The following is a 20109-nucleotide window of genomic DNA, read 5'->3' on the forward strand; positions in this document are numbered from 1 at the left end:
GCCTACAAAAATTGCTAATTCGATAAGGGTTAAAGAATACTGATAACATAGCTATTGCAGTGACACATTGGTTAGCAGACCGGGTACCCGGTTCGATTATAATAATGCCGACTATATTATCCTTGGAAAAATAATCGAAAGAATTACAGGGAAAACAGATTGTACAGGATCAATATTACCCTTGCTCAATAGCTGTTTGATTTTTTCTACTTTGTGGTTCTTATGTCAATTAAAAATGGTTTTAATGGGACTCCATTTATTGATACAAAGTTGTTTGTTACAAGTGATTGATACCGGGTATTAGGTTTCAATTCAACCTCAAATGTGAATGATTTGCCATCTTCTGAAAAACCAATTGCTTTTTTTACCAGCAATACGTTGTTTCCTCCCAAAGGCCCATAGTCAAAGCCTCTTCGGTTTTTATTCATTTCTGTTGAGAAATGAAGCGTTATTCTTTTGAGATTGGGGCTTATATGCACGCTTCCATTTTTAAACTGCTCTATATTGGTTATTTTAGGTCTCGATTTGTCATAGCTTTTGTTCAACTGCTTTATTGTTTTGTTGAAAAAGCCTGATCTATCTATTATCGTTTCCACGGATTTCTCATTTGAATAGTCAAGTTCAATCAAATCGTTGATGGCTTGTTGTTTATTTTTCGCCTTGTTATAATAATTCTCACAAATCCTGTAGCCAATATAGTAGCCCAAATCTCTTTCTTTTAATTCATTCTTATTCTCTCCCCAAATCCAGTTATACATTCGGGATGGAATAAATACATCATCTATAAATTTTTTCCTGACTAACTCCTCATTTTTACTGGCAAATTCAAAGGATGGTGTGTTTGAGGGTTTATCTGTTACTAAACAGGATACAAATTCAGCAACCCCTTCTCTTAAAGAATTGCAGAGTAAATTATTCACCACGGCTTTTTGTTGGGTATGTACATATTCGTGGGTACATAGCAGAGTGATGTCATTGATGGGGTCATATAGTCGGTAAAAAGGCTGTAGCCAGGCTGGAAGTTCATCTATGAAAACTGATTTATCAGCAAAAGACAGTTCACAAGCTATCATGACCCTGTCGTCTTGTGTTGTACCACCTGTACGAAATGCTCCGATAGCAAAATATATGGTTGAAGGCTTTAATGAAGGATAAACAGTTCTGAGGTTTTCAATTGATGATTCAATTTCTGAATAATGTTCTTTAACTGTAAGTGTATTTTTCCTTATGGACGTCCAAAATTTTGGGTAACTATTGATTGCACCAATAAATTCCTTGTCGGAGTAATTCCGTACCTGTAATAAGCTTTTGAGGCCGGCGGTTGCTTTATCAAAGTATAACTCTTTTAAATAAACATATTGCTGAATACTATCATTTGTTGAACTTATTTTATCGTAAGCAGCCCAGAAATTGTCAATGTCTGTAGTTATAAAATTTTTACTTTGTGCAATTACTCTTGTAGTTGTTGCCAGGGATAGTATAAATATTATTAGGCGGGTCATATGTATAAATATATGCAGGATATCTGAACCATTCCCCGGCCCTAATGGCGTTGGTTAAATATACAATAATTGGATGTAAGTATATTGAAGATTATCGGATAATAAAAAAATGAGATAGCAGCCCCGCTACAGCCGGGCCGCCATCACTAAGACCCCTATTTAATTATGAAGGAATTGTAAGCACGATCTTGCCTTGGATATGTCCACGAACGGCCCGTTCGTGCGCTAACCGGGTATCGGCAAGCGGGAACGTACTGTCGATAGCAACCTGAATTGTGCCGTTATCGAGTAAGCGCCCCAGTTCTGCAAGCTGCAAGCCGTTCCAGTGCACCTGTGTCATTGAAACGGTTATACCCCGTTTCGCGGCTTCGTCTGCATTGGAGAAGCCAAAGAACACAGGAAACAAAGCGCCGCCTTGTTTGAGCGTACGCAGGAAACGGCCGGTAGTAGGACCACCAAGAGTATCGAGAACAAGATCAACCTCATGCGCAACATCTTCGGGAGGGTGCTTTGTATAATCGATGAACTCGTCGGCACCCAGGTTGTTCAGGAATGACTTATGCTTACCTGATGCCACCGCAATAACGTGCGCACCCTTCCACTTTGCAAGTTGCACTGCAAAGTGCCCCACACCACCCGCAGCACCATTTATGAGTATTGTCTTACCACTAAGGGGCACCGGGTGGTGCATTTCCGGTTGAAGTGGGTTCGGCAAATTGTGGCCTACCTCAATAAGGTACTGCCAAGCGGTGAGAGCTGCCATCGGCAACCCAGCAGCGTGCACATGATCAACACCGGCCGGCTTGTGTACAAAGTCCGAGGCTGGCGCAGTTACATACTCAGCATACGCAGCACTTCCCCCAAAGCTGGGAAAGCGGATCATACCGAAAACTTCATCACCGACAGAAAATCCCTGCACATCCCCGGCAATGGCCTCTACCACACCCGACACATCCGAACCCGGAATAACAGGAAAGAGCACTGAAGGCTTCCAATCGGGAGGAAGTACCTTATACCCGTCTCGCAGGTACCAATCAGGCGGATTGACGCCTACCGCACGAACGCGAACAAGCAGCTCGCCGGGCTTCAGCGCCGGAAGGGGAACTTCTTCATAACGTAATACCTCGGGGCTTCCGAATTCGTGCATCCGGATCGCCTTCATCAACAGCGCAGGTTCACGCTTGTTCACATTTTTTTCAACTTGATTCATTTTATTGAGATTTTATTTTGTAATTCTTACGACTCAGGCTGGCTGTTAGAATACCAAGGACCGGCATAAAGCCTCGGTATCTGCTATGGATAGCGTTGGAGAAGTATAATAGTGCTTATTACTGCTACACCGGATTCTTAAAATGCATTCAGTGCTTTTTAACAACAAATGGAAAACTTCCATTCAGTCGTCAATTAAAAGACTTTCTAAAGACGTTTGGTGAAAGATTAGTATAGCGCTTAAATAGCTTATTAAATGATTGCGGATGCTCAAAACCCAGTTGGTAAGCGATTTCTGAAATATTGAGCCGGGTTGTGCTTAAGATCAATTTAGCCTTTTCAATTAATCGGTCATGAATATGCTGCTGGGTACTTTGTCCGGTTAATGACTTGAGCATATCTGTTAGGTACCTTGGTGAAACTTCAAGATGCCGGGCTACTTCAAGTACCGTCGGTATTCCACCCTGCTTGTCAGCAAAACGATTTGCCAGGAAAGCATCCATTTGACTGATTATGTCATGATTAACTGTCTTGCGGGTAAGGAATTGCCGATTATAAAAACGGTTACTGTAATTAAGCAGCAATTCAATCTGCGAAACCAATACATCCTGGCTAAAAGCATCAATATTATTATCCAACTCGGCTGCAATATTTTCAAACAAGCCGGTAATTATATTTTTCTCTTTTTCTGAAAGGAATAACGCCTCGCTTACCGAATAAGAGAAGAAACCATACTGATGCATATTCCTTCCCAACTGATAATTTCGGATGAGGTCGGAATGAAAATAAAGCGTATAACCGTCGTAGCAGCTTTCCCCACCCGACGTTGTCAGCAGTTGATTGGGAGCTAAAAAAGCAAGGCCACCTGCCTCAAAGTCATAATAGCCTTGTCCATATTTTACCTCGCCTTTAAAATCTTTTTTAAAAGAGACTTTATAAAAATCAATCAGCAATTTATGTTCACCCTTTGGGCTGTTTCGATTTACATTGTTGTTCACCAACGCTATCAAAGGATGCTTGGGTTCAGGCATATTCATATCCCGCATTAACTCGGAGATACTTTTATAAATGACAGGCGGCGATATAGCTTTCATGACTTAGGCTAATTAATGTTAATACTGCGATAACCTTTCTGAGTACAAAGGTCAGTAAAGACAGCCATGAAAAATTATCCGAATCTGTAAAAAGTGTAGCCAGAATGCCCGGCAGCTTGTTTAAAGTTGATCTGGGTCTAAAATGGTGTGCAGTACAGGAACGATTATGTCCCAGAATTTGTGCAAGGTGCAAAACCGGACGTAAAAACCTTTACTTATATCTGCACCAGGCGCAATTTTTGCAAGGCATAAAAATATAAGGGGTAGTTGGAAGAAAATATAGTCCATTATAAAGGGTAAACACAATTGGACCAACCACTGTTGAACAAAAAATTAAAAATATTTAATTATGAGCCAGGCATTCGTAAAGGAGCATGATGAACAGTGGCTTCATGAAATTTCACCCACTGTTCCAGCCTTAATTAATTACCTCACGCGGGAAAACAATGGGATACGAGTGTATGAAGTAAAAAGTGAAAAACCTGCGGAAGGGAAAACACTACATCACATGAGCAATGGCCTGGTGTATTTTGTGAACGACCAATCGCAATGGGAAATAAAGTGGTGAACCGATGAGTACGGAAATAGAAGGATATACTTAGGCTACTTTGAGCATGCTTCATTTATAATCACTCAATTTCCTGCTTACCCCTAAAGTTAGTTGGCGCTCGTCAGACTTTGAATTCTCTCTTGTGGATATTGATCCCGCTTTGTTGAAACTGGCTCACCACCGAGTGGATCTTTTCATCTCTGCTTGATAATGGGAGATAAACATCCTTAAGGGACAGATTGGAAATATCCAGCCGCTTCATCATTGTAATGGCAGACGCCATCTCAATTTTAGTAAAAGTATATCCCGCAATACCAAGGGACAATTGGGGCTTTTTCTGCGCTGCTGATGCAGCCATGCCTGCCAAAGGGACCTGCATGGCAGCAGTTGCAAGCCCCAGCGAGGTCAGTTGAATAAAGTTTCTCCTTGATGACATATAGGTAATTTTGGATTTACTTCCTATACCTTCGGCTCCCAGCCAGGTTCATACTCGCGCCCCCATAATTTCATCGCATCTTTATCCTGCAGAATATGACCATTTTGCTGGTCGATATGCAGAGTATGCCCCACCCGCTGTGCAATATTGCCTAACTGCACCCACAACGTGCTTTTAAATCCCTTAGTAACATCTGCATTGACAGGAGTGCTCTGCCTGATGGCGTTTAAAAAATTGTCAATATGTACTGCGTCGAGCCCTTCATTTGGACTGGCGGTATTACGGCCATCAACAACTGCATTTGATTTTATTTCTTTCAGCACATTTCCTTTTTCATCAAAGATAGTGTAACCATCATGACCCGTGAGCATCCCCCCTTTGGTACCATAAAACAACACCCCACGGTCGGTATCCTGTACCTTGTAAGGACTGCAGCTTCTTCCCTCCCATAAAACAGTTGCCTCCTTACATTGATAAGTAATGAGCTGCGTATCGGGCGTTTGCCAATCATCGGTAAAGAAATAGCGGCCACCGGTAGAGTTCACCGATAACGGAAAATCAAGTCCCAGCCCCCAACGTGCCACATCAATTTCATGCGTACCATTATTTAAAGCTTCTCCTGTGCCCCAATGCCAGAACCAATGCCAATTGTAATGGATCAGGTTGTCCTGGTATGGTTTGCGGGGAGCAGGGCCCTGCCAAAGGTCGTAATCCAGTCCGGGCATTACCGCCGTTTGTTTACCTATACCAATGGATTTCCTGTTATTGGTATACCAGCATTTGACCATATAGATCTTCCCAATAGCGCCTGCGTGCAACTGCTCAATACCTTCAGAAAGCAATTTCCAGGACCTTCTTTGGGTGCCCACCTGAAAGATCCGTTTATACTTAGCAGCTGCAGCAACAGCGAGTTCGCCTTCACGGGGATTGTGCGAAAGTGGTTTTTCACAATACACGTGTTTACCTGCAGCGCAGCTTAAAATGGAGGCAGGCGCATGCCAGTGGTCGGGCGTGGCAATGTAAACAGCATCTACTTTTTTGTCGAGGAGCATCTTGCGAAAATCATTCTCGCCCTTGGGCGCCTGCTTCCCTGCTTTTACAACCGCATCGATTCCTTTCTGACAGGCCTTTTCTTCCACATCGCACATGTACAACACATCGGTAAGCGGCTGTTTGGCAAAGATAGCGGCCATACCTGCGCCACGACCATTGCAGCCAATCACGGCCATGTGAACTGTGTCGTTAGCACCGATAATTCTGCGATAACTTTTGGCTGTAAAGCTGCTGGAAATACTCCCTGCTGTCAGCGCTGCCGCAGTGCCTGCCATATTTTTTATAAACTTTCTACGGGATGATTTCATCTCTTTACGCATTGTAGTTCTTTATTTTTATGTTTCTGAAATGCCCCGGCACAATGGCCAGTTCTATCCTGCGCTTCTTTTCAATAGCGGGGAGCAGTTGGTCATCATTCGCAAGGCCAGCTACAATATAATCTTTTAGCAGATCGGCCGGTCTGACAATAACAGAAGTACAAGGAAGGGCTTCTATAACATTTTACTCTAAAAACGGACGCTATCGATCCCGTTACACGATGAAGAACTCTTCACAGAGCATTAACTTTCAAGATGAAAGAACAATTATAACCATCCTAAAACGCAAAAACCCGCTACAACAGCGGGTTTTACAATTTCGTGGAGGTGACCGCAGTTCTATCGAATCACTTAACGATCTCCTTAATTTTATAAAATTGATAAAAACTGCTTAAAATCAATACTTTAAGTTATCTATTCTGTAAAATGTTTCAAATTCGCATATCATCATCCTGTAATATCAAGTGCTTTTGTTGCTTAGGAAGCACTCCCGCGATTATGCGATCTTTGATTTTGAGGTTCCGAGCAGATTCATCGGATCCGTAAAATTAATTGAAAATCGGTGCCGCATTTTTTAGTCGAGTGATGGTCGATCAAAATGGCTAAATTCTCCTTAATCTTACTTCATTTAACATAGAATAACTCGTCTTTTTCAAATTTAGCAGATTTATTGAATGTGCCCTTTTAAGTTGCATCCTCCAACAACGGACTTTGATCATTGAAGGTGCCTTTTTTACAATTTGAGGTTGGTCTTTAAAAAATCTTCTTCTGTTGCTGCTTTGGTATCCCGCCGGATTTGTGCGCGAGGTTAACAAGCCTCGCAATCCGCTCGCTTGAATGGCAGCTATCTTCGACAAGCCATTATCTTTCCGATACAGAAAGGGAAAGGGATTGAAATATCAATATGAAACTTTAAGAAAGGGACAAAATTGAAATATTCGGGGGTAAGACTATTCACATATGAATCTTCAGAATGCCGAGCCTTTTCATTTTAGAAGCCAATGTGGTGGAAGGAATTTTCAATAATTCAGCAGCACCGCCAGGACCATGTACTTTTCCGTTGGTTTTCTTCAAAACAAATAAAATATAATCACGCTCTACTTCGTCAAGAGTTTGCACCTCTTTAAACTGACGTTTATTGATACTTTTCACCTCTGTTATTGGTAAATTCACTTCTTTTATAGTATTTCCATTAGTCAGCAAAACCGCTCTTTCAATTAAGTGCTCCAGTTGTCTTACATTTCCCGGCCAGTCGTATGCCATCATTTGATCTAAAGCTTTTTGCGAAATGTTGATGACCTTTTTACGGCATTTGGCAGAAAACTCTTTCATAAAATGAGCGACAAAAAGGGGAATGTCTTCTTTGCGCTCCCTCAAAGGCGGAAGATTTATTGGAAATACATTTAATCTGTAGAACAGGTCCATTCTGAATCTTCCGGTATCTATTTCATTTTGAAGATTACGGTTGGTAGCTGCTATAATACGGACATTAATTTTAATGAGGGTATTACCACCTACCCGTTCGATCTCCTTTTCCTGAATGGCTCTCAATAATTTTGCCTGAAGTTCCAATGGCAATTCGCTGATCTCATCGAGCATTAAAGTACTGTTATGCGCCAGTTCAAATTTCCCGATACGCTTTTCTGTAGCCCCGGTAAAGCTTCCTTTTTCGTGCCCGAATAACTCACTTTCGATAAGTGAGGAAGGAAGGGTTGCGCAATTCACTTTTATCATCTGCTTTCCTTTGCATAAAGACCCTTCATGAATTGCTCGGGCAACCAACTCTTTCCCCGTGCCTGTTTCTCCGTATAGCAATACGGTACTATCTGAAGCAGCAACATGAGCGATCAATTCAAATACATTATTCCAGGATTCACTGGAGCCGATAATGAATGAGTGTGCAGAAATATTTTGAATTTGCTGATGTAAAAGCACATTCTCCTGCTCTAATGTGGCTTTATATTTTTCAATTTCGGCTAACTGGCTTTCTATTTTTTCATATGCCCGGATATGTGAAATTGCAATAGCGATCTGAGAACAAATAACTTCAGTAAAATTCAACTGTGTTTTTGTAAACGCGTTTTTTTGTTTAGAATGTATCCATACCCCACCAACAGTTTCATCGTCGAGGCGAATAGGAAAGGCAACCATTTCCCTGATGCCATTTTTATAAAAAAAATCAACATAGCCGGGAACTTTTTCCCTTTGCATAAGTTCATCCAGATCATAGGTTACCGGTACCGAAGATGCCAGTAATACATCATAAACACCATCATCTACTACATATTTCTCGGCCGCTCTTTTTGGCAAGTCAGGGTGCTTCATCATTTCTTCGGGTAAAGTATACAGATAGGCGCCATGATTGATCTTGTTCGGATGAAGCAGTGAAACGGTAACAGCGTTGTACTGGAAAACGGAGCCCAGTTTATTTTTGATCAGGTCTAAAATAGCTTCTTTGCTACGGCTCGAAGTAATATCCCTGCTTAACGAAAGAAGCATATCTTTTTCCTTCGAAGAAAAGTGATCATAATTATTTTCCCCCCTCATTATAAACTAATTGAATAAATTAAAAATCATATTCAGGCCTCAGCAAAGATACGGCCCGTTAAACTACGAAATATCGTAATGCCGGGAAAATAAGGCTTTCTAACAAACTGGTTGTCAACATATTTTTTTAGGCATGGCATTAGCATACTTATATACAAACCAGCAGCTATGAAGTATGAACAACCCCAACCCGGCTTAAAATGGTTAACAATACAATCATTGGAACAGTGCAGAGAAAATGTAACAATCGACAGCGGGAGTTTTGACCCCCTTTTTTTTCTTTTCTTTTTCAGGTCGGGCTTTGCTACCCTGCTATTACCTGACAATGCTGTTTCACCAGCCCCGGAAAGTTTATTCTGGCTGGAGCCACAAACTAAGTTTACAATCGAAAATGCAGAAAAAAATTCCGGCTATTACCTCATGCTTCACAAACCTCTACAGGAGGCCATAGCATATGATCCGGCACTGATCTACCACCCGCATTTCAGGGATTTGTTTTTACCGAAGCAGCTTATACAAGTGAAACTTAGCCAGCAGCTGCGAATAAACAGCCTGTTAAACAGCATTTATGAAGAAGAAACACACGGGCATCTTTTTAAAGAGGAGATCTTGCAGGGATATTTTAAAATTTTATTACTCACTATTTTAAAGCAATTAGAGGAAAACAGTATTTTGGAAGAACACGATAACAAGCTTGCTAAAAAGTTCCAACAGTTGCTGGAAAAAAGCTTCCGCTCAAAAAAATTTGTTGCTGAGTATGCGGAAGCTTTAATGGTAGGGCCCACTTATTTAAATACGGTCGTTAAAAAAGCTACAGGTCATTCCGCTTCATACCATATTAAACAACGAATTGTGCTCGAAGCAAAACGAAAAGCTGTCTATACCAATATGTGCATGAAGGAAATTGCGTTCGACCTGGGCTTTACCGATCTAACCCATTTCAGCAAATATTTTAAAGCAGCCACCGGCATTAATTTTTCTGCATTCATACAAAAAACGTACGGTCATGCCTTAGCTGTTGAGTAATTCAAAAACTTCGACTTATATTCTGTAAAATTCATCCCTGTAATTTTTTTGAAATACTTGCTGAAATGAGCCGGATCAATAAACCCAAGACTATATGCTATTTCCTTCATGCTTGATGTTGTATAAATAGCTTTTCGCTGAATTTCTTTCAGCACCCTTTGTCTGATATGATGCCCTGCTGTAGATCCGGTAATTTGTTTTGTAATGTCATTTAGATAATTTGGCGTAACAGACAATTGAATGGCATAATCGGATACCATTTTTTTCTCCACGAACTGCTCGTCTACCAGTTGCAGAAAACGCTGCACAAGATGACTGGGTTTTACTGCTGTTTCTGAATTACTTTTACATTCAAACTCACGGAACAGATACAGCAGAAAGATCTTAAAATATCTTCGCAAAAGATCTTCCCCGTAAATTGTCGTTTTCTGATTTTCATTGTTCATTTTGCCAATGATATCTTTTACAATATTATTCGTTCCATTTGAAAGAAGTGTAGTACTGTCAAATACATGAAAATGCCGCGCATGATAAAATAAACTAAATTCAGTTTCTCCGGAATACAAAAACTCCAGCGAAAAAGACAGGGAGTAGCCTTGTATGGCATCTTCCTCAACCAGGTGGTGAACCTGGCCGGGTTTAACAAAGCAAATAGTTCCTTCCGCAACAGTTACACAACTGGTGTCTATATAAAACATCCCTTTGCCTTTTTCAATCCACAGAAACTGGAAGTGCGGATGACTGTGAGGTGAATATTGGCTTTCAGCGTTTGCTTCATACGATGGAAAAGAACAAATAGAAAAAGAAGAAATTTTATTGGTCGGTATATTGTTTTGGGCAGGTTGACAGGTTGCACGCATGGTTGTTTTTTTCTTTATATACTCTAATTATATGCCCAAAATAAAATGCTGATTTTCAGCTCAATTTACATTAACCCGCTTTTCTCAATAACGATATATCGTAATTTAACGACAGGCATCAAAATGCGCCCGGACATGTAATCCGGGCGCTAAAGAATTTATTGGGCAAAAAAGCTGAGCAACGCCGCGCCGGTTTGCTCAGTATTTTCCTGTACCACCCAATGACCGCTGTTTTTAATGATCACACCTTTTACATTTTGTGCTACTAACTTTATATGATCCGGCATATAGTTACCCGCAAATTCTCCGCCCATAGCCAATACCGGTATAGTCAATTTGTGTTTTGCAAAAGCCAGGTTGTCTTTTACATCCTGGGAAAAAGCACCAAACCAATTAAAACTGCCGGTGGTGGCGCCATTTACCGAATAAGCCCTGATGAATTCATCTGTTTCTTCTTTCGTAAATGCATTCTGTACATGCCCTACCTGCGGCCAGAAGTTAGTTAGAAAAAGGTTTTCTTTTCCCTTCACCAGTTCACCGGACGCGGGCCAGGCAAAAAAGCCAAACCACCAGGCAAAAGCATGCACGTTACTCCAAACAGGTTCAATACCGGGCACCAGTGCGTCCATCAGGGCCAGTTTCTTCACTTCATTCTGGTACTGAACTGCATAGGCATAGGCAACCATTAAACCTATATCATGTCCGGCCAGGTTTATTTTTTGATAGCCCAGTTTATTTACTAAGTCATGTATATGTGCAGCCATCGTTTTTTTGTCGTAGCCCTTTTCCGGCTTATCAGATTCTCCTACACCGGGAAGGTCTGGCGCAATAACAGTAAAGTGCTTTGACAGTTCAGGAAGTAACCGGTTCCACATAAACCAGTTTTGTCCAAAGCCATGCAATAACAACAGTGGTTCGCCGGTTCCACCAATAACGTAATGAATATTTATACCATTGACATTTGTTGTTTGGTGACGAAAGTTGGAAGGTGGATTGGCTGGCCTGGGCAAAGATCCTTCGGCTGTCTTATTTGTATCTGTCTTTATAATATTGCTATCGCTGTTTGTTGTAGCCATCTTTCTATTGTCATTGGAACATGAAAAAGCAAGTAACATAACGGCAGTTAAACTATAAAGCAGCCGTATTGACCTGCAAAACGCAGGAATACTGATGGTAAAATGGGTGCTGTTCATATGTTGAAATTGTTTATGGATGTTGCTACTGGCGTTCTTTTACCGAAATTGGGTAGGCTTTAGTACGCAGGGTTAGCATAGGATCGGCAGTTTGGATGCCGGCGGGAACATTACCCGGGTTAAAGGAAAGCGCTTTATCTGCCGGCGTGGAATTATCAATGATCCTGCTGATCTCTATAATGCCTAATAAAACTTTCTGTCTTTTGTCTGGCCATGCAATGGAGGGGTTTTCTATTTCATCACCGGCTTCTGCAATTTGTGCATATAACTTAAAGCGTACCGGTTGGGCCGCGATCCGTTTACCGATCTCATCTATAAGATAATTTTTATCTTTCTGCGCATAGGTCTCTGCAGTCAGCAGCTCTTCACTTTTTTCGGGAAGGATCTGGTAACGAATGTAATGGACCTGTCCCTTACTGTTGGTAAATTTAAAACTGTTTACACCGAAGTATGAAATGGTTGCATAGCTTGCCGGCAGCTTTTGACTCGAAAGAAAAGATTTGGCTACAGGATGAGCAGCCAGGAATGTATCCAGCGGTGTTGGCTTTGCTGCCCCCTGGCCGCTGCTTCCGATGGACAGGAGCAGCAGGCGAAACTCGTCGGACGTAGCCGTGGGAAAGCCATTGAAGCTATGGGAAACAATATCCGTTGTCTGGCCATCCTGAAATTTGAATTTTATGGCAAGCCCGCGCGGATTGGCAGGTCCGATGTTATCAGGTATGTCGGGTATGCCGGTAAAATCGGAAAAGCGAACGATGACAGTACTGTTTTGCTTTTGCAAATGAAATGCGGTAGTCAGCCTCGCAGCCTCCCTGTTTGGTGTGAACTTGCCTTCAAAAAAAATCCCTTTTGCATGTACAGCCCGGGCTTCGTGCTTGCCGAAAGCACTATGCAGTGCATCGACCAATTGCGGTGGAGAGGCTGGTTCACCAGTGGTTTGGGCTTCTGTTGCCGTATTCATTACACCCATAACCAGGGTGAATAAAAAATAGTGTAAAGGGAAAAAACGATTCATAAAAGCTGTTTTGGTAAAAAAATATTATTGATCACGAAGATGAAATATTTAAACCGGTCAATGGATAGACCAATTATCGCATTGCTTGTTAATTTCATTGTTTCACGATCCAATCCTGCTTTTATGAAACCCTTCCAGGTACGAGAGAACTGTTTACAGTGATATTTTATATATCGTGAATAACATTGTCTTTTGCCAGCAATACGCTCCGTTCTATACGGTGCTGCAGTTCACGTACATTGCCTAGCCAGTTATATTGCTGCAATTTTTGCATGGCAGGTTCATCAACCCCCGTGATCGTTTTTTGCAGTTTATTGCTATAATATTGAATGAAATGTTTTACTAATAGTGGAATATCTTCCTTTCGTTCGCGTAACGGCGGAAGCGTGATCGGAAACACATGTAACCGGTAATATAAATCCAGTCGAAAGCGCCCTTGCCCTACTTCCTGTTCAAGATTCCTGTTGGTAGCGGCAATGATACGGATATTGGTTTTTATAAAAGCAGTAGCGCCAATGGGTTCAATCTCTTTTTCCTGCAATACACGCAACAGTTTTGCCTGCATGTCCATGGGCATCTCGCCAATTTCATCAAGTAAGATCGTGCCCCCGTCTGCCAATGCCAGTTTACCTGGTTTGCTTTTATTGGCGCCGGTAAAAGCGCCCTTTTCATAACCAAACAGCTCGGCTTCAATAAGGCTGGCAGGAATAGCTGCACAATTGATCCTGATAAAAGGTTTTGTTTTTCGTTCTGATGCCTGAACAATACTATTGGCTACTACTTCTTTGCCGGTACCACTTTCGCCCAACAACAATACAGAGGTGTCGAAAGGCGCCACCTGTTCAATTAACTGATAAACCTGGATCATCGATGCACTGGCGCCAATCAGATCCTTATATGCATGACGATGGATTTTTGTACTCCTGTTCCCGGTGAATGGTTTAGTTGCACTGTTGGAAAGCTCCTGGCTCTGCAATTGCCTTTGCATTTCGTAACGGTACCGTGCAATGTCAAGAGTTACCAGCAGATCTCTTTCCCTAAATGGTTTTACAATAAAACCATAGGGATTGGTGGTTTTTGCCGCTTCCAACACCCCCTGATTTGAATTGGCTGAGATATAAATAAACGGTATGTTGGCTTTGTTTAATTGTAATGCCAGATCAATGCCGGTAAATTTGCCCTTCAAAAAAATATCCACCAATACAAATGTTGGCCTTGATTCAGCAATGATCGTCATGGCATCTTCTACCGACCGGGCAACGCCTGTGGTTTTATAGCCAGCTTTCTCAAGGATCTTCCGTATGTCCCTTGCTACAATCAGTTCATCTTCTACGATTAATATTCTTTCCATGAAAAATTTATTATACCTATTCAACAGGGTTGTCAAAATATTGTGGTTTAAAAGACAGGGAAATCTCCGCCCCCTGGTCGTTTTGAATACTAAGAGCGCCTTCCAGTTGTTCTGAAAATAGTTTTATCAACTGAATACCCAACGAGGCGCATTCACTGGTTTCACACTGCGTAGCAAACCCAATGCCGTTGTCTTTTATTGTAAGTACCAGGTTTTCTCCCTCATCTTTTAATGAGACGAAGATCGTGCCTTTCCTGTTCTCGGGAAAGGCATGTTTAATGGAATTGGTGATCGCCTCGTTTAATATCAGTCCTACAGGAACACCCTGAGAAACATCGAGGTTTATATTGTTAATATCTAAATTGAATGCAATGTGAGCCACGTTAGCCAGGCTGCTTTTTAAATGGCTGATCATATCCGTAAGATAAGAAGCCACATTAATCAAATTTTCCTGGTTGGGTAAGTACAGTTTTTGATGTATCAGGGCAATGGACTGCATTCGTTCCCGGGCTTTATTGATGGCCTCTATGGCTGATGGATTGTCCAGGAACTCAGATTGCGCATTGAATAAACTTATTATAAGCTGTAAATTATTTTTAACCCTGTGGTGAATCTCTTTAACAAGCCATTCTTTTTCTTTTACCAGTTGTTGTAACGCGCTGTTTTTTTCTTTGATCTCTTTATTGTTGCGCTTCTTTACCTGGTACTGATAATTTAATAGAAATAAAATAACCAACAAAAGCGCCAGGCCCAGAAATGTCAATTTTTTCACCGTGTCGGCTTCGTGTAAGCTGATCTGCTGGCTGTTATTGATATTTTGCAGTAAACGGATGTCCTGTTCTTTTTTTACCGTTTCATATTTTATTTGTAACTCTTCTATTTGCCGGCTCTTTTTTTCATTGAAAATAGAATCGTTTAACAGTTTGTGTTGCCTGAAATGATCGATAGCAGACAGAAAATGCCCTTCTGCTGAATCAACAGCAAACAACATCAGGTGAATGTCTTTTATAATGGCCAACTCGTTCTTTTGCGGATCAAAGGCAAGCGCGCTACGCAAATAATAACCTGCTTTTGTAAATTGTTTTTGATGCAGGTAAAATTTTCCAATATCGTAGGGCGCTCTTTGCGTGGCCTCCAGATCGTTACCGGTTTGCTTGTACCACCGCATCATCTCTAAATATAGTTTTTCAGCCTCCCGATAGTTTCCCAGCGCCTCGTAGCAATAGGCTAAATTCTGCGCAATACATCCTTTTTGAATTTGTGTAAGCGGTGGCACATCCCGTGAAAGCGTAAATATAAAACGAAGACCATCTTTAGGTTTGACTTGTGAAATCAGCTCCTGCACAATAACACCCGCAGCATAAAACATGGCAAAACTTGGAAAGCCCTGACTCCTCCACTTTTCAACAGCTTTTTTATACCATTCCATTCCTTTCTGCCTGTTTCCGATCTCAAGATTAACCCGCCCAAGACTTGCGTAAAAATTGGCAGCCAAAACCGTGTCGTGCGTATTTTCCATGCTCTCTAAACTTTTCAGGCTATAATCCAGCGCCTTATTCAGATTGCCTTTCAAACGGTTAACGGCCGATAACAGATCGTACGCATAATGAAGCCGCTTATAATTGATCATTTTATATCGCCTGATCACATCTTCCAGTTCAATTTCTGCGAGATCGAGGTTACCCTGGTTTAAATGGATAATGGCGGTTTCTTTCAACACCCTGATCTCCTGCTCCTGGTTTTTTGTTTCTTTGTAAAGAGCCATTGCCTGGTTGTAGTTATCCAGCACTTCCGGATAATTTTTCACCTTTGTGCTTAACCAGATCCCAAATTTGAAACGTAAAGCGGCTTCAGCTTCCTTGGCTTCGTTATCGCCTTTCTTTCTAAAGCGGTTAATCAGGTCTGCCACCAGGGCGTGACCCTGCTGATCTTCACCCTTCTCCATAGTTCCAATGGCTATCACGCTTTCAATTTCAAAATCCCATTTTTCGCTCTTCAGGTTTTTATTTAACTTTTTTGCATCCTCCAGATAGAAAAAGGCGCTGTCCAGATCACTTTTTGCTTCGCCTGGTTTATAAATATGAAACTTACCCAGTTCAACCAGTATTTTAAGCCTCCCTGTATCGGCAGGCGTCTTTTCGAGTTGTAGTAGCAGCGAATTTGCCTTTTCGCGGGTAATACTTTGACCGCCGGCGATAATGGTAAGATGAAGAAGGAATACACAAAAAATCTGCTTCTTTGAGGTCATACGGCGGTGCTTAAGTGCTAAAGATAGTTTGATTTGCCACTGTTTCCCCAGGGGTTGCTCATTGAAAAGATGATATATGAGATTTATACAACAAAACCCTTCATTCATACAATGAATAAGCAGATCATCTGGCCAGGCTTTGTTTTTGTACCGGAATCGATGATCTAAGCAATCATTACCCGGTTTGATACATTTATGTTTATGCGGAACCTCGATAATTTTGGAACGCAGTTATATGATGCAAACACTTATCACCTAAAAATAATCCCTTATGACAAAAAGAACGATCGTATTTATCCATGGATTATGGCTTCATGCCAGTTCCTGGCAGCCATGGATAGAATACTTCCGTCAGCATGGATACCCGACGTTGAATCCCGGATGGCCCGGTGACAGCCTTACAGTTGCTGAAACAAAAGAACGTTTCCGGCTTATTGCCAATCATGGCGTAAAGGAAATTGCAGACAGCTATGCTTCCATTATTGCCACGCTTAATGAACCTCCCATTCTCATCGGTCATTCTTTTGGCGGACTCATTGCACAAATACTGCTAAGCCGGGGGATTGCTGCAGCGGGGATCGCCATCGATCCTGCACCCATGAAAGGTATTTGGCAGTTACCGTTCTCTGCCCTCAGATCCGCATGGCCTGTTTTAAGCAATCCATTCAACCTTAAAAAAGCCGTTTCACTAACCTTCAAACAATTCAGATATGCATTTGGGAATGCCATTCCTGAAAATGAAGCAAGGGCGATATATGACAAATGGGCAATACCATCTCCAGCAAGGCCTCTTTTCCAGGCAGCCACCGCATCTTTTTTTGGTTCAGAAACAAAAGTTGATACCCATAATGTTGCCAGGGGCCCGCTCTTAATTACAGGTGGTGAAAAGGACCACATCGTTCCGGCAATACTCAGCAGTGCTGCGGCAAAAAAATATAAACCTTCCGTAATTACAGATTATAAATTATTCGAAAATCGCGGCCATTCATTGGCTTTAGACCATGGCTGGTAGGAACTGGCCTCCTACTCGTTAGCCTGGCTGAACAGGAATGGGTTTTAGCCTTTCTGTTGCTTCTATCTTTTTTACCAGGAACCCGGCGGCAAAAGCAACGCCGCCGGGTATTACTCATTCACTAACCTGCAACACGATCTTTCCTTTTTTCCCGGACTGAAAGATCATTTCAAAAGCTTTGCGTGCATCGGCAAGTGGAATAACAGCGCCTACTACCGGCCTGATATGTCCGCGATCGATGAGCAGTGCAATTTCCATCAATTGCAAACGATTACTCTTTACAATAAAAAATATTCCCCGCACTCCTAATGTTGCAGGTGGTTGTTTTATTGATTCCCCCGCAATAGACACCAGTGTACCTCCCCTTTTCAGTACCTGCCATGAACGGTCCTGCGTATCGCCGCCGATACTGTCCAACACAAGATCCACGTCGCTGATCACTTTCTCGAATCGTTCCGATTTGTAATTGATCACCTGATGAGCTCCAAGGCTTTTTACCAGGTCAACACTTTCTGCATCTGTGGTTGCAATGACCGTTGCCCCACGCCAGCGGGCAATCTGTACGGCAATGCTGCCAACCCCTCCTGCAGCGCCATGGATCAGCACTTTCTGACCAGGCAACAAACCACCATGCTCAAATAAAGCCTGCCAGGCAGTAAGAGCAGCCAGGGGAAGCGTTGCAGCCTGAACCGCATTCAGCGTTAACGGTTTGGGAGCAAGGTTTCGGGCTTCAACAGCAACATATTCTGCCGCAGTACCGTTCCTGAAAAAAGAAGTAAGCGCATATACGTGGTCGCCCACTGCAACTCCTGTTGCTCCGGGAGAAACATTCTCAACAATGCCACAAAGCTCATGTCCGGGAATGGTGGGCAACCTGCTATTGCCTTTTTCATCAACGTACGTGGGTCCCCAGTTTAATTCATTAGTGGTAATGCCCGAAGCAAGCACCCTTACCAGGGCATCTCCTTCCGACAGGCCGGGAACGGGGGCCTCTTCATAAACGATCTGTTCAACCCCTCCTTTTGCATGCAAACGAATAGCTTTCATATATTTTTTTATTAGTGTTTCCATTAAGCTTTTTTTGCGATGATCTTAATTTCAACCAGTTGACCATCCAGGGCCAGGCGGCTTACCTGTATTAGGGTACTGGGTATCTGCATGGGATTGCTATACATTTCTTTCCCTACTTTGGCGCGGGCCATGAACGCATTTCCCATATCCATTACATAAAGCACTTCTTCCACCACATCATCCATAGCAAAACCAAAGCCATCTAATAGTTTTTTAATGTTGGCATAAGCTCTTCGCACCTGGTTCTCCATTCCATTTTCCAGGTTGCCATTTTCATCGTGCCCTACCTGTCCGGCAAGATATACGGTATCATCTACTTTTACGCCCTGCGCATAGCCATATTCCTTTTCCCATGGCATACCCAGGCTTTGTACTTCCTTATTTACTTTCATAATTGTGTTTTTTATATTAGTGATCGGGAAGGTTTTGTATTTTTTATCAGATCCCGGTTGGCCAGGTAATGATCCATTGAATATTTACCCGCACCACAAACAATGATCAACAGAAGAGAGATACTATACATAAACGGAACATCCTTTTCGGCCAATGAATCATTCCAATGAACCACAAGGTATCCCGTCATGGGCACCGCGAGCGCAATAAGAGCAGCCACCCGCGTGTAAAATCCAACAACGATAAACAGCAGATCCTGTTTTCAAATCTTTATAGGTATTGGGTATGTTAACCTGGAACTGAAGCCAGTTCCAGATAGGATAGCCTTTGTTGAATTCTTCCATTTTGAGAGAAGCAACGATCTGTTCCAGCGTCTGGTGCTGGTCAATTCCCATTTTAACGCCGTCGTGCAAAGCCTGTAGATAATTGATAGAGAAGTCAATTTCACTTTTCCTGATCGGCTTGTAATGACCGGGCACAATGATCGCATCATCGGGCAGGAAGTCGCGGATCTTTTTTAAAGTATTCAGTACTTCCGCATGACGGCCATCCAGCAACCAGGGTATCCCCGGTTCCGGGCAAACGATCACATTACCTGTCCAAAGTGTTTTGGCAGTTGCGTCCCATACATAAAGATCACCGGGTGTTTGACCAAATCCAAAGGTCATGATCTGAACCGGCCTTCCATCCAGGTCAACCGAAAGATTTGTATCGATCAGGATATCGCCGTTCTCGGAACTACTTTCTCTATTCCCCGGCCCCTGCCGAATTTCTGCATCATCCAAACCGTGTCGGCATTAAAATGTTGATGTACATACTCACCGGTAGCCTTATGCTGAATGATGGTGGTTCCGGCGGGAAAAATGTAGTTACCATAGCTATGATCGCCGTGGTAACTGGTATTCACCAGGAATTTTACAGGCAACTGCGTTACTTTTCTGATCTGGGAAATCATCTGTCCGGCCAGATCGGCATTTAAAAACGATTCAATTACCAATACACCGTTCTTCCCTACGATGAAGCCGCCCGAAGTTCCCTTTGGGGCATTGGGTTTATCATCAAAATCGTTCTCAGGGAATACACCATATACATCAGGCGCTATTTGTTTTGTGATCAATATGATCTTTATTCGCATCCCAGATCGGGTCCTGCGCAGCAAGTCCCAGGCAGGAAAGTACTCCAATGGTAAAACATATCCATTGCCGTTTCAATAGTTCAACGTTCTTTTTCAT

Annotated in this window: 20 protein-coding genes; 3 read left to right on the plus strand and 17 right to left on the minus strand. The window is 42.3% G+C overall.

Features of this window, described 5'->3' with window-relative positions; genetic code table 11:
- Nucleotides 1-206 precede the first annotated feature (206 nt).
- From J7I42_RS31330 to J7I42_RS31340, 3 genes are all read right to left on the minus strand, one after another.
- On the minus strand, nt 207-1502 hold the full coding sequence (locus tag J7I42_RS31330) for a hypothetical protein (protein ID WP_209143773.1): 1296 nt from the start codon (nt 1500-1502) through the stop codon (nt 207-209).
- Nucleotides 1503-1665: 163 nt separating this feature from the next.
- A complete protein-coding gene (locus J7I42_RS31335; RefSeq protein ID WP_209143775.1) occupies nt 1666-2712 on the minus strand; it encodes an NADP-dependent oxidoreductase in 1047 nt (348 codons plus the stop codon).
- A 190-nt stretch (nt 2713-2902) separates the two neighbouring features.
- On the minus strand, nt 2903-3805 hold the full coding sequence (locus J7I42_RS31340) for a helix-turn-helix domain-containing protein (protein WP_236065624.1): 903 nt from the start codon (nt 3803-3805) through the stop codon (nt 2903-2905).
- A gap of 349 nt (nt 3806-4154) precedes the next feature.
- Here J7I42_RS31340 and J7I42_RS31345 point away from each other — a divergent pair, with 349 nt between their 5' ends.
- On the plus strand, nt 4155-4373 hold the full coding sequence (locus J7I42_RS31345) for a hypothetical protein (RefSeq protein WP_209143779.1): 219 nt from the start codon (nt 4155-4157) through the stop codon (nt 4371-4373).
- A gap of 103 nt (nt 4374-4476) precedes the next feature.
- Here J7I42_RS31345 and J7I42_RS31350 read toward each other — a convergent pair whose 3' ends face one another.
- From J7I42_RS31350 to J7I42_RS31360, 3 genes are all read right to left on the minus strand, one after another.
- Nucleotides 4477-4791, minus strand: coding sequence for a hypothetical protein (locus J7I42_RS31350; RefSeq protein WP_209143781.1), 315 nt, complete (start codon nt 4789-4791; stop codon nt 4477-4479).
- A gap of 23 nt (nt 4792-4814) precedes the next feature.
- Nucleotides 4815-6164, minus strand: a complete 1350-nt coding sequence (locus J7I42_RS31355; protein ID WP_209143783.1) for a Gfo/Idh/MocA family protein — start codon at nt 6162-6164, stop codon at nt 4815-4817.
- Between the two features lie 951 nt (nt 6165-7115).
- On the minus strand, nt 7116-8708 hold the full coding sequence (locus tag J7I42_RS31360; protein ID WP_209143785.1) for a sigma-54-dependent Fis family transcriptional regulator: 1593 nt from the start codon (nt 8706-8708) through the stop codon (nt 7116-7118).
- Nucleotides 8709-8876: 168 nt separating this feature from the next.
- Here J7I42_RS31360 and J7I42_RS31365 point away from each other — a divergent pair, with 168 nt between their 5' ends.
- Nucleotides 8877-9734: a helix-turn-helix domain-containing protein gene (locus tag J7I42_RS31365; RefSeq protein ID WP_209143787.1), complete on the plus strand. Its 858-nt coding sequence runs from the start codon at nt 8877-8879 to the stop codon at nt 9732-9734.
- Here the strand turns inward: J7I42_RS31365 and J7I42_RS31370 are convergent.
- From J7I42_RS31370 to J7I42_RS31390, 5 genes are all read right to left on the minus strand, one after another.
- A complete protein-coding gene (locus J7I42_RS31370; protein WP_209143789.1) occupies nt 9713-10594 on the minus strand; it encodes a helix-turn-helix domain-containing protein in 882 nt (293 codons plus the stop codon). The two genes, J7I42_RS31365 and J7I42_RS31370, sit on opposite strands and share 22 nt — an antisense overlap.
- Nucleotides 10595-10752: 158 nt before the next feature.
- Complete coding sequence (locus tag J7I42_RS31375) at nt 10753-11787, minus strand: alpha/beta fold hydrolase (protein ID WP_209143791.1); 1035 nt, start codon at nt 11785-11787, stop codon at nt 10753-10755.
- 25 nt (nt 11788-11812) lie between these two features.
- Nucleotides 11813-12802 (minus strand): catalase family peroxidase, encoded by a 990-nt coding sequence (locus J7I42_RS31380; protein ID WP_209143793.1) that lies wholly within the window; start codon nt 12800-12802, stop codon nt 11813-11815.
- A gap of 166 nt (nt 12803-12968) precedes the next feature.
- Nucleotides 12969-14153, minus strand: a complete 1185-nt coding sequence (locus J7I42_RS31385) for a sigma-54-dependent transcriptional regulator (RefSeq protein ID WP_209143795.1) — start codon at nt 14151-14153, stop codon at nt 12969-12971.
- 16 nt (nt 14154-14169) lie between these two features.
- Entirely contained in the window at nt 14170-16401 is a 2232-nt protein-coding gene (locus J7I42_RS31390; protein ID WP_209143797.1) for a tetratricopeptide repeat-containing sensor histidine kinase, read from the minus strand.
- Between the two features lie 271 nt (nt 16402-16672).
- Between J7I42_RS31390 and J7I42_RS31395 the strand changes: the two genes are divergently transcribed.
- Nucleotides 16673-17413 (plus strand): alpha/beta hydrolase, encoded by a 741-nt coding sequence (locus J7I42_RS31395; RefSeq protein WP_209143799.1) that lies wholly within the window; start codon nt 16673-16675, stop codon nt 17411-17413.
- Between the two features lie 114 nt (nt 17414-17527).
- On the opposite strand, the gene J7I42_RS31400 is transcribed toward J7I42_RS31395, so the two are convergent.
- Genes J7I42_RS31400 through J7I42_RS31425 form a run of 6 tightly spaced genes read right to left on the minus strand, consistent with a single transcriptional unit; the run spans nt 17528 to nt 20109 of the window.
- Nucleotides 17528-18484 carry an NADP-dependent oxidoreductase gene (locus tag J7I42_RS31400; protein ID WP_209143801.1) on the minus strand — a complete coding sequence of 319 codons (957 nt, stop codon included), beginning with the start codon at nt 18482-18484 and terminating at the stop codon, nt 17528-17530.
- On the minus strand, nt 18484-18876 hold the full coding sequence (locus tag J7I42_RS31405) for a Rid family hydrolase (RefSeq protein WP_209143803.1): 393 nt from the start codon (nt 18874-18876) through the stop codon (nt 18484-18486). Before J7I42_RS31405 ends, J7I42_RS31400 begins: the two co-directional genes overlap by 1 nt.
- Nucleotides 18877-18887: 11 nt before the next feature.
- A complete protein-coding gene (locus J7I42_RS35805) occupies nt 18888-19067 on the minus strand; it encodes a DoxX family protein (RefSeq protein ID WP_378573150.1) in 180 nt (59 codons plus the stop codon).
- On the minus strand, nt 19036-19662 hold the full coding sequence (locus tag J7I42_RS31415; protein ID WP_209143807.1) for an MBL fold metallo-hydrolase: 627 nt from the start codon (nt 19660-19662) through the stop codon (nt 19036-19038). The genes J7I42_RS35805 and J7I42_RS31415 overlap by 32 nt, the downstream gene beginning before the upstream one ends.
- Nucleotides 19593-19994: an MBL fold metallo-hydrolase gene (locus tag J7I42_RS31420; RefSeq protein WP_209143809.1), complete on the minus strand. Its 402-nt coding sequence runs from the start codon at nt 19992-19994 to the stop codon at nt 19593-19595. Before J7I42_RS31420 ends, J7I42_RS31415 begins: the two co-directional genes overlap by 70 nt.
- Nucleotides 19969-20109 carry a hypothetical protein gene (locus J7I42_RS31425; protein ID WP_209143811.1) on the minus strand — a complete coding sequence of 47 codons (141 nt, stop codon included), beginning with the start codon at nt 20107-20109 and terminating at the stop codon, nt 19969-19971. Before J7I42_RS31425 ends, J7I42_RS31420 begins: the two co-directional genes overlap by 26 nt.

The sequence above is a fragment of the Niastella soli genome (assembly GCF_017742245.1).
Classification (GTDB): domain Bacteria; phylum Bacteroidota; class Bacteroidia; order Chitinophagales; family Chitinophagaceae; genus Niastella; species Niastella soli.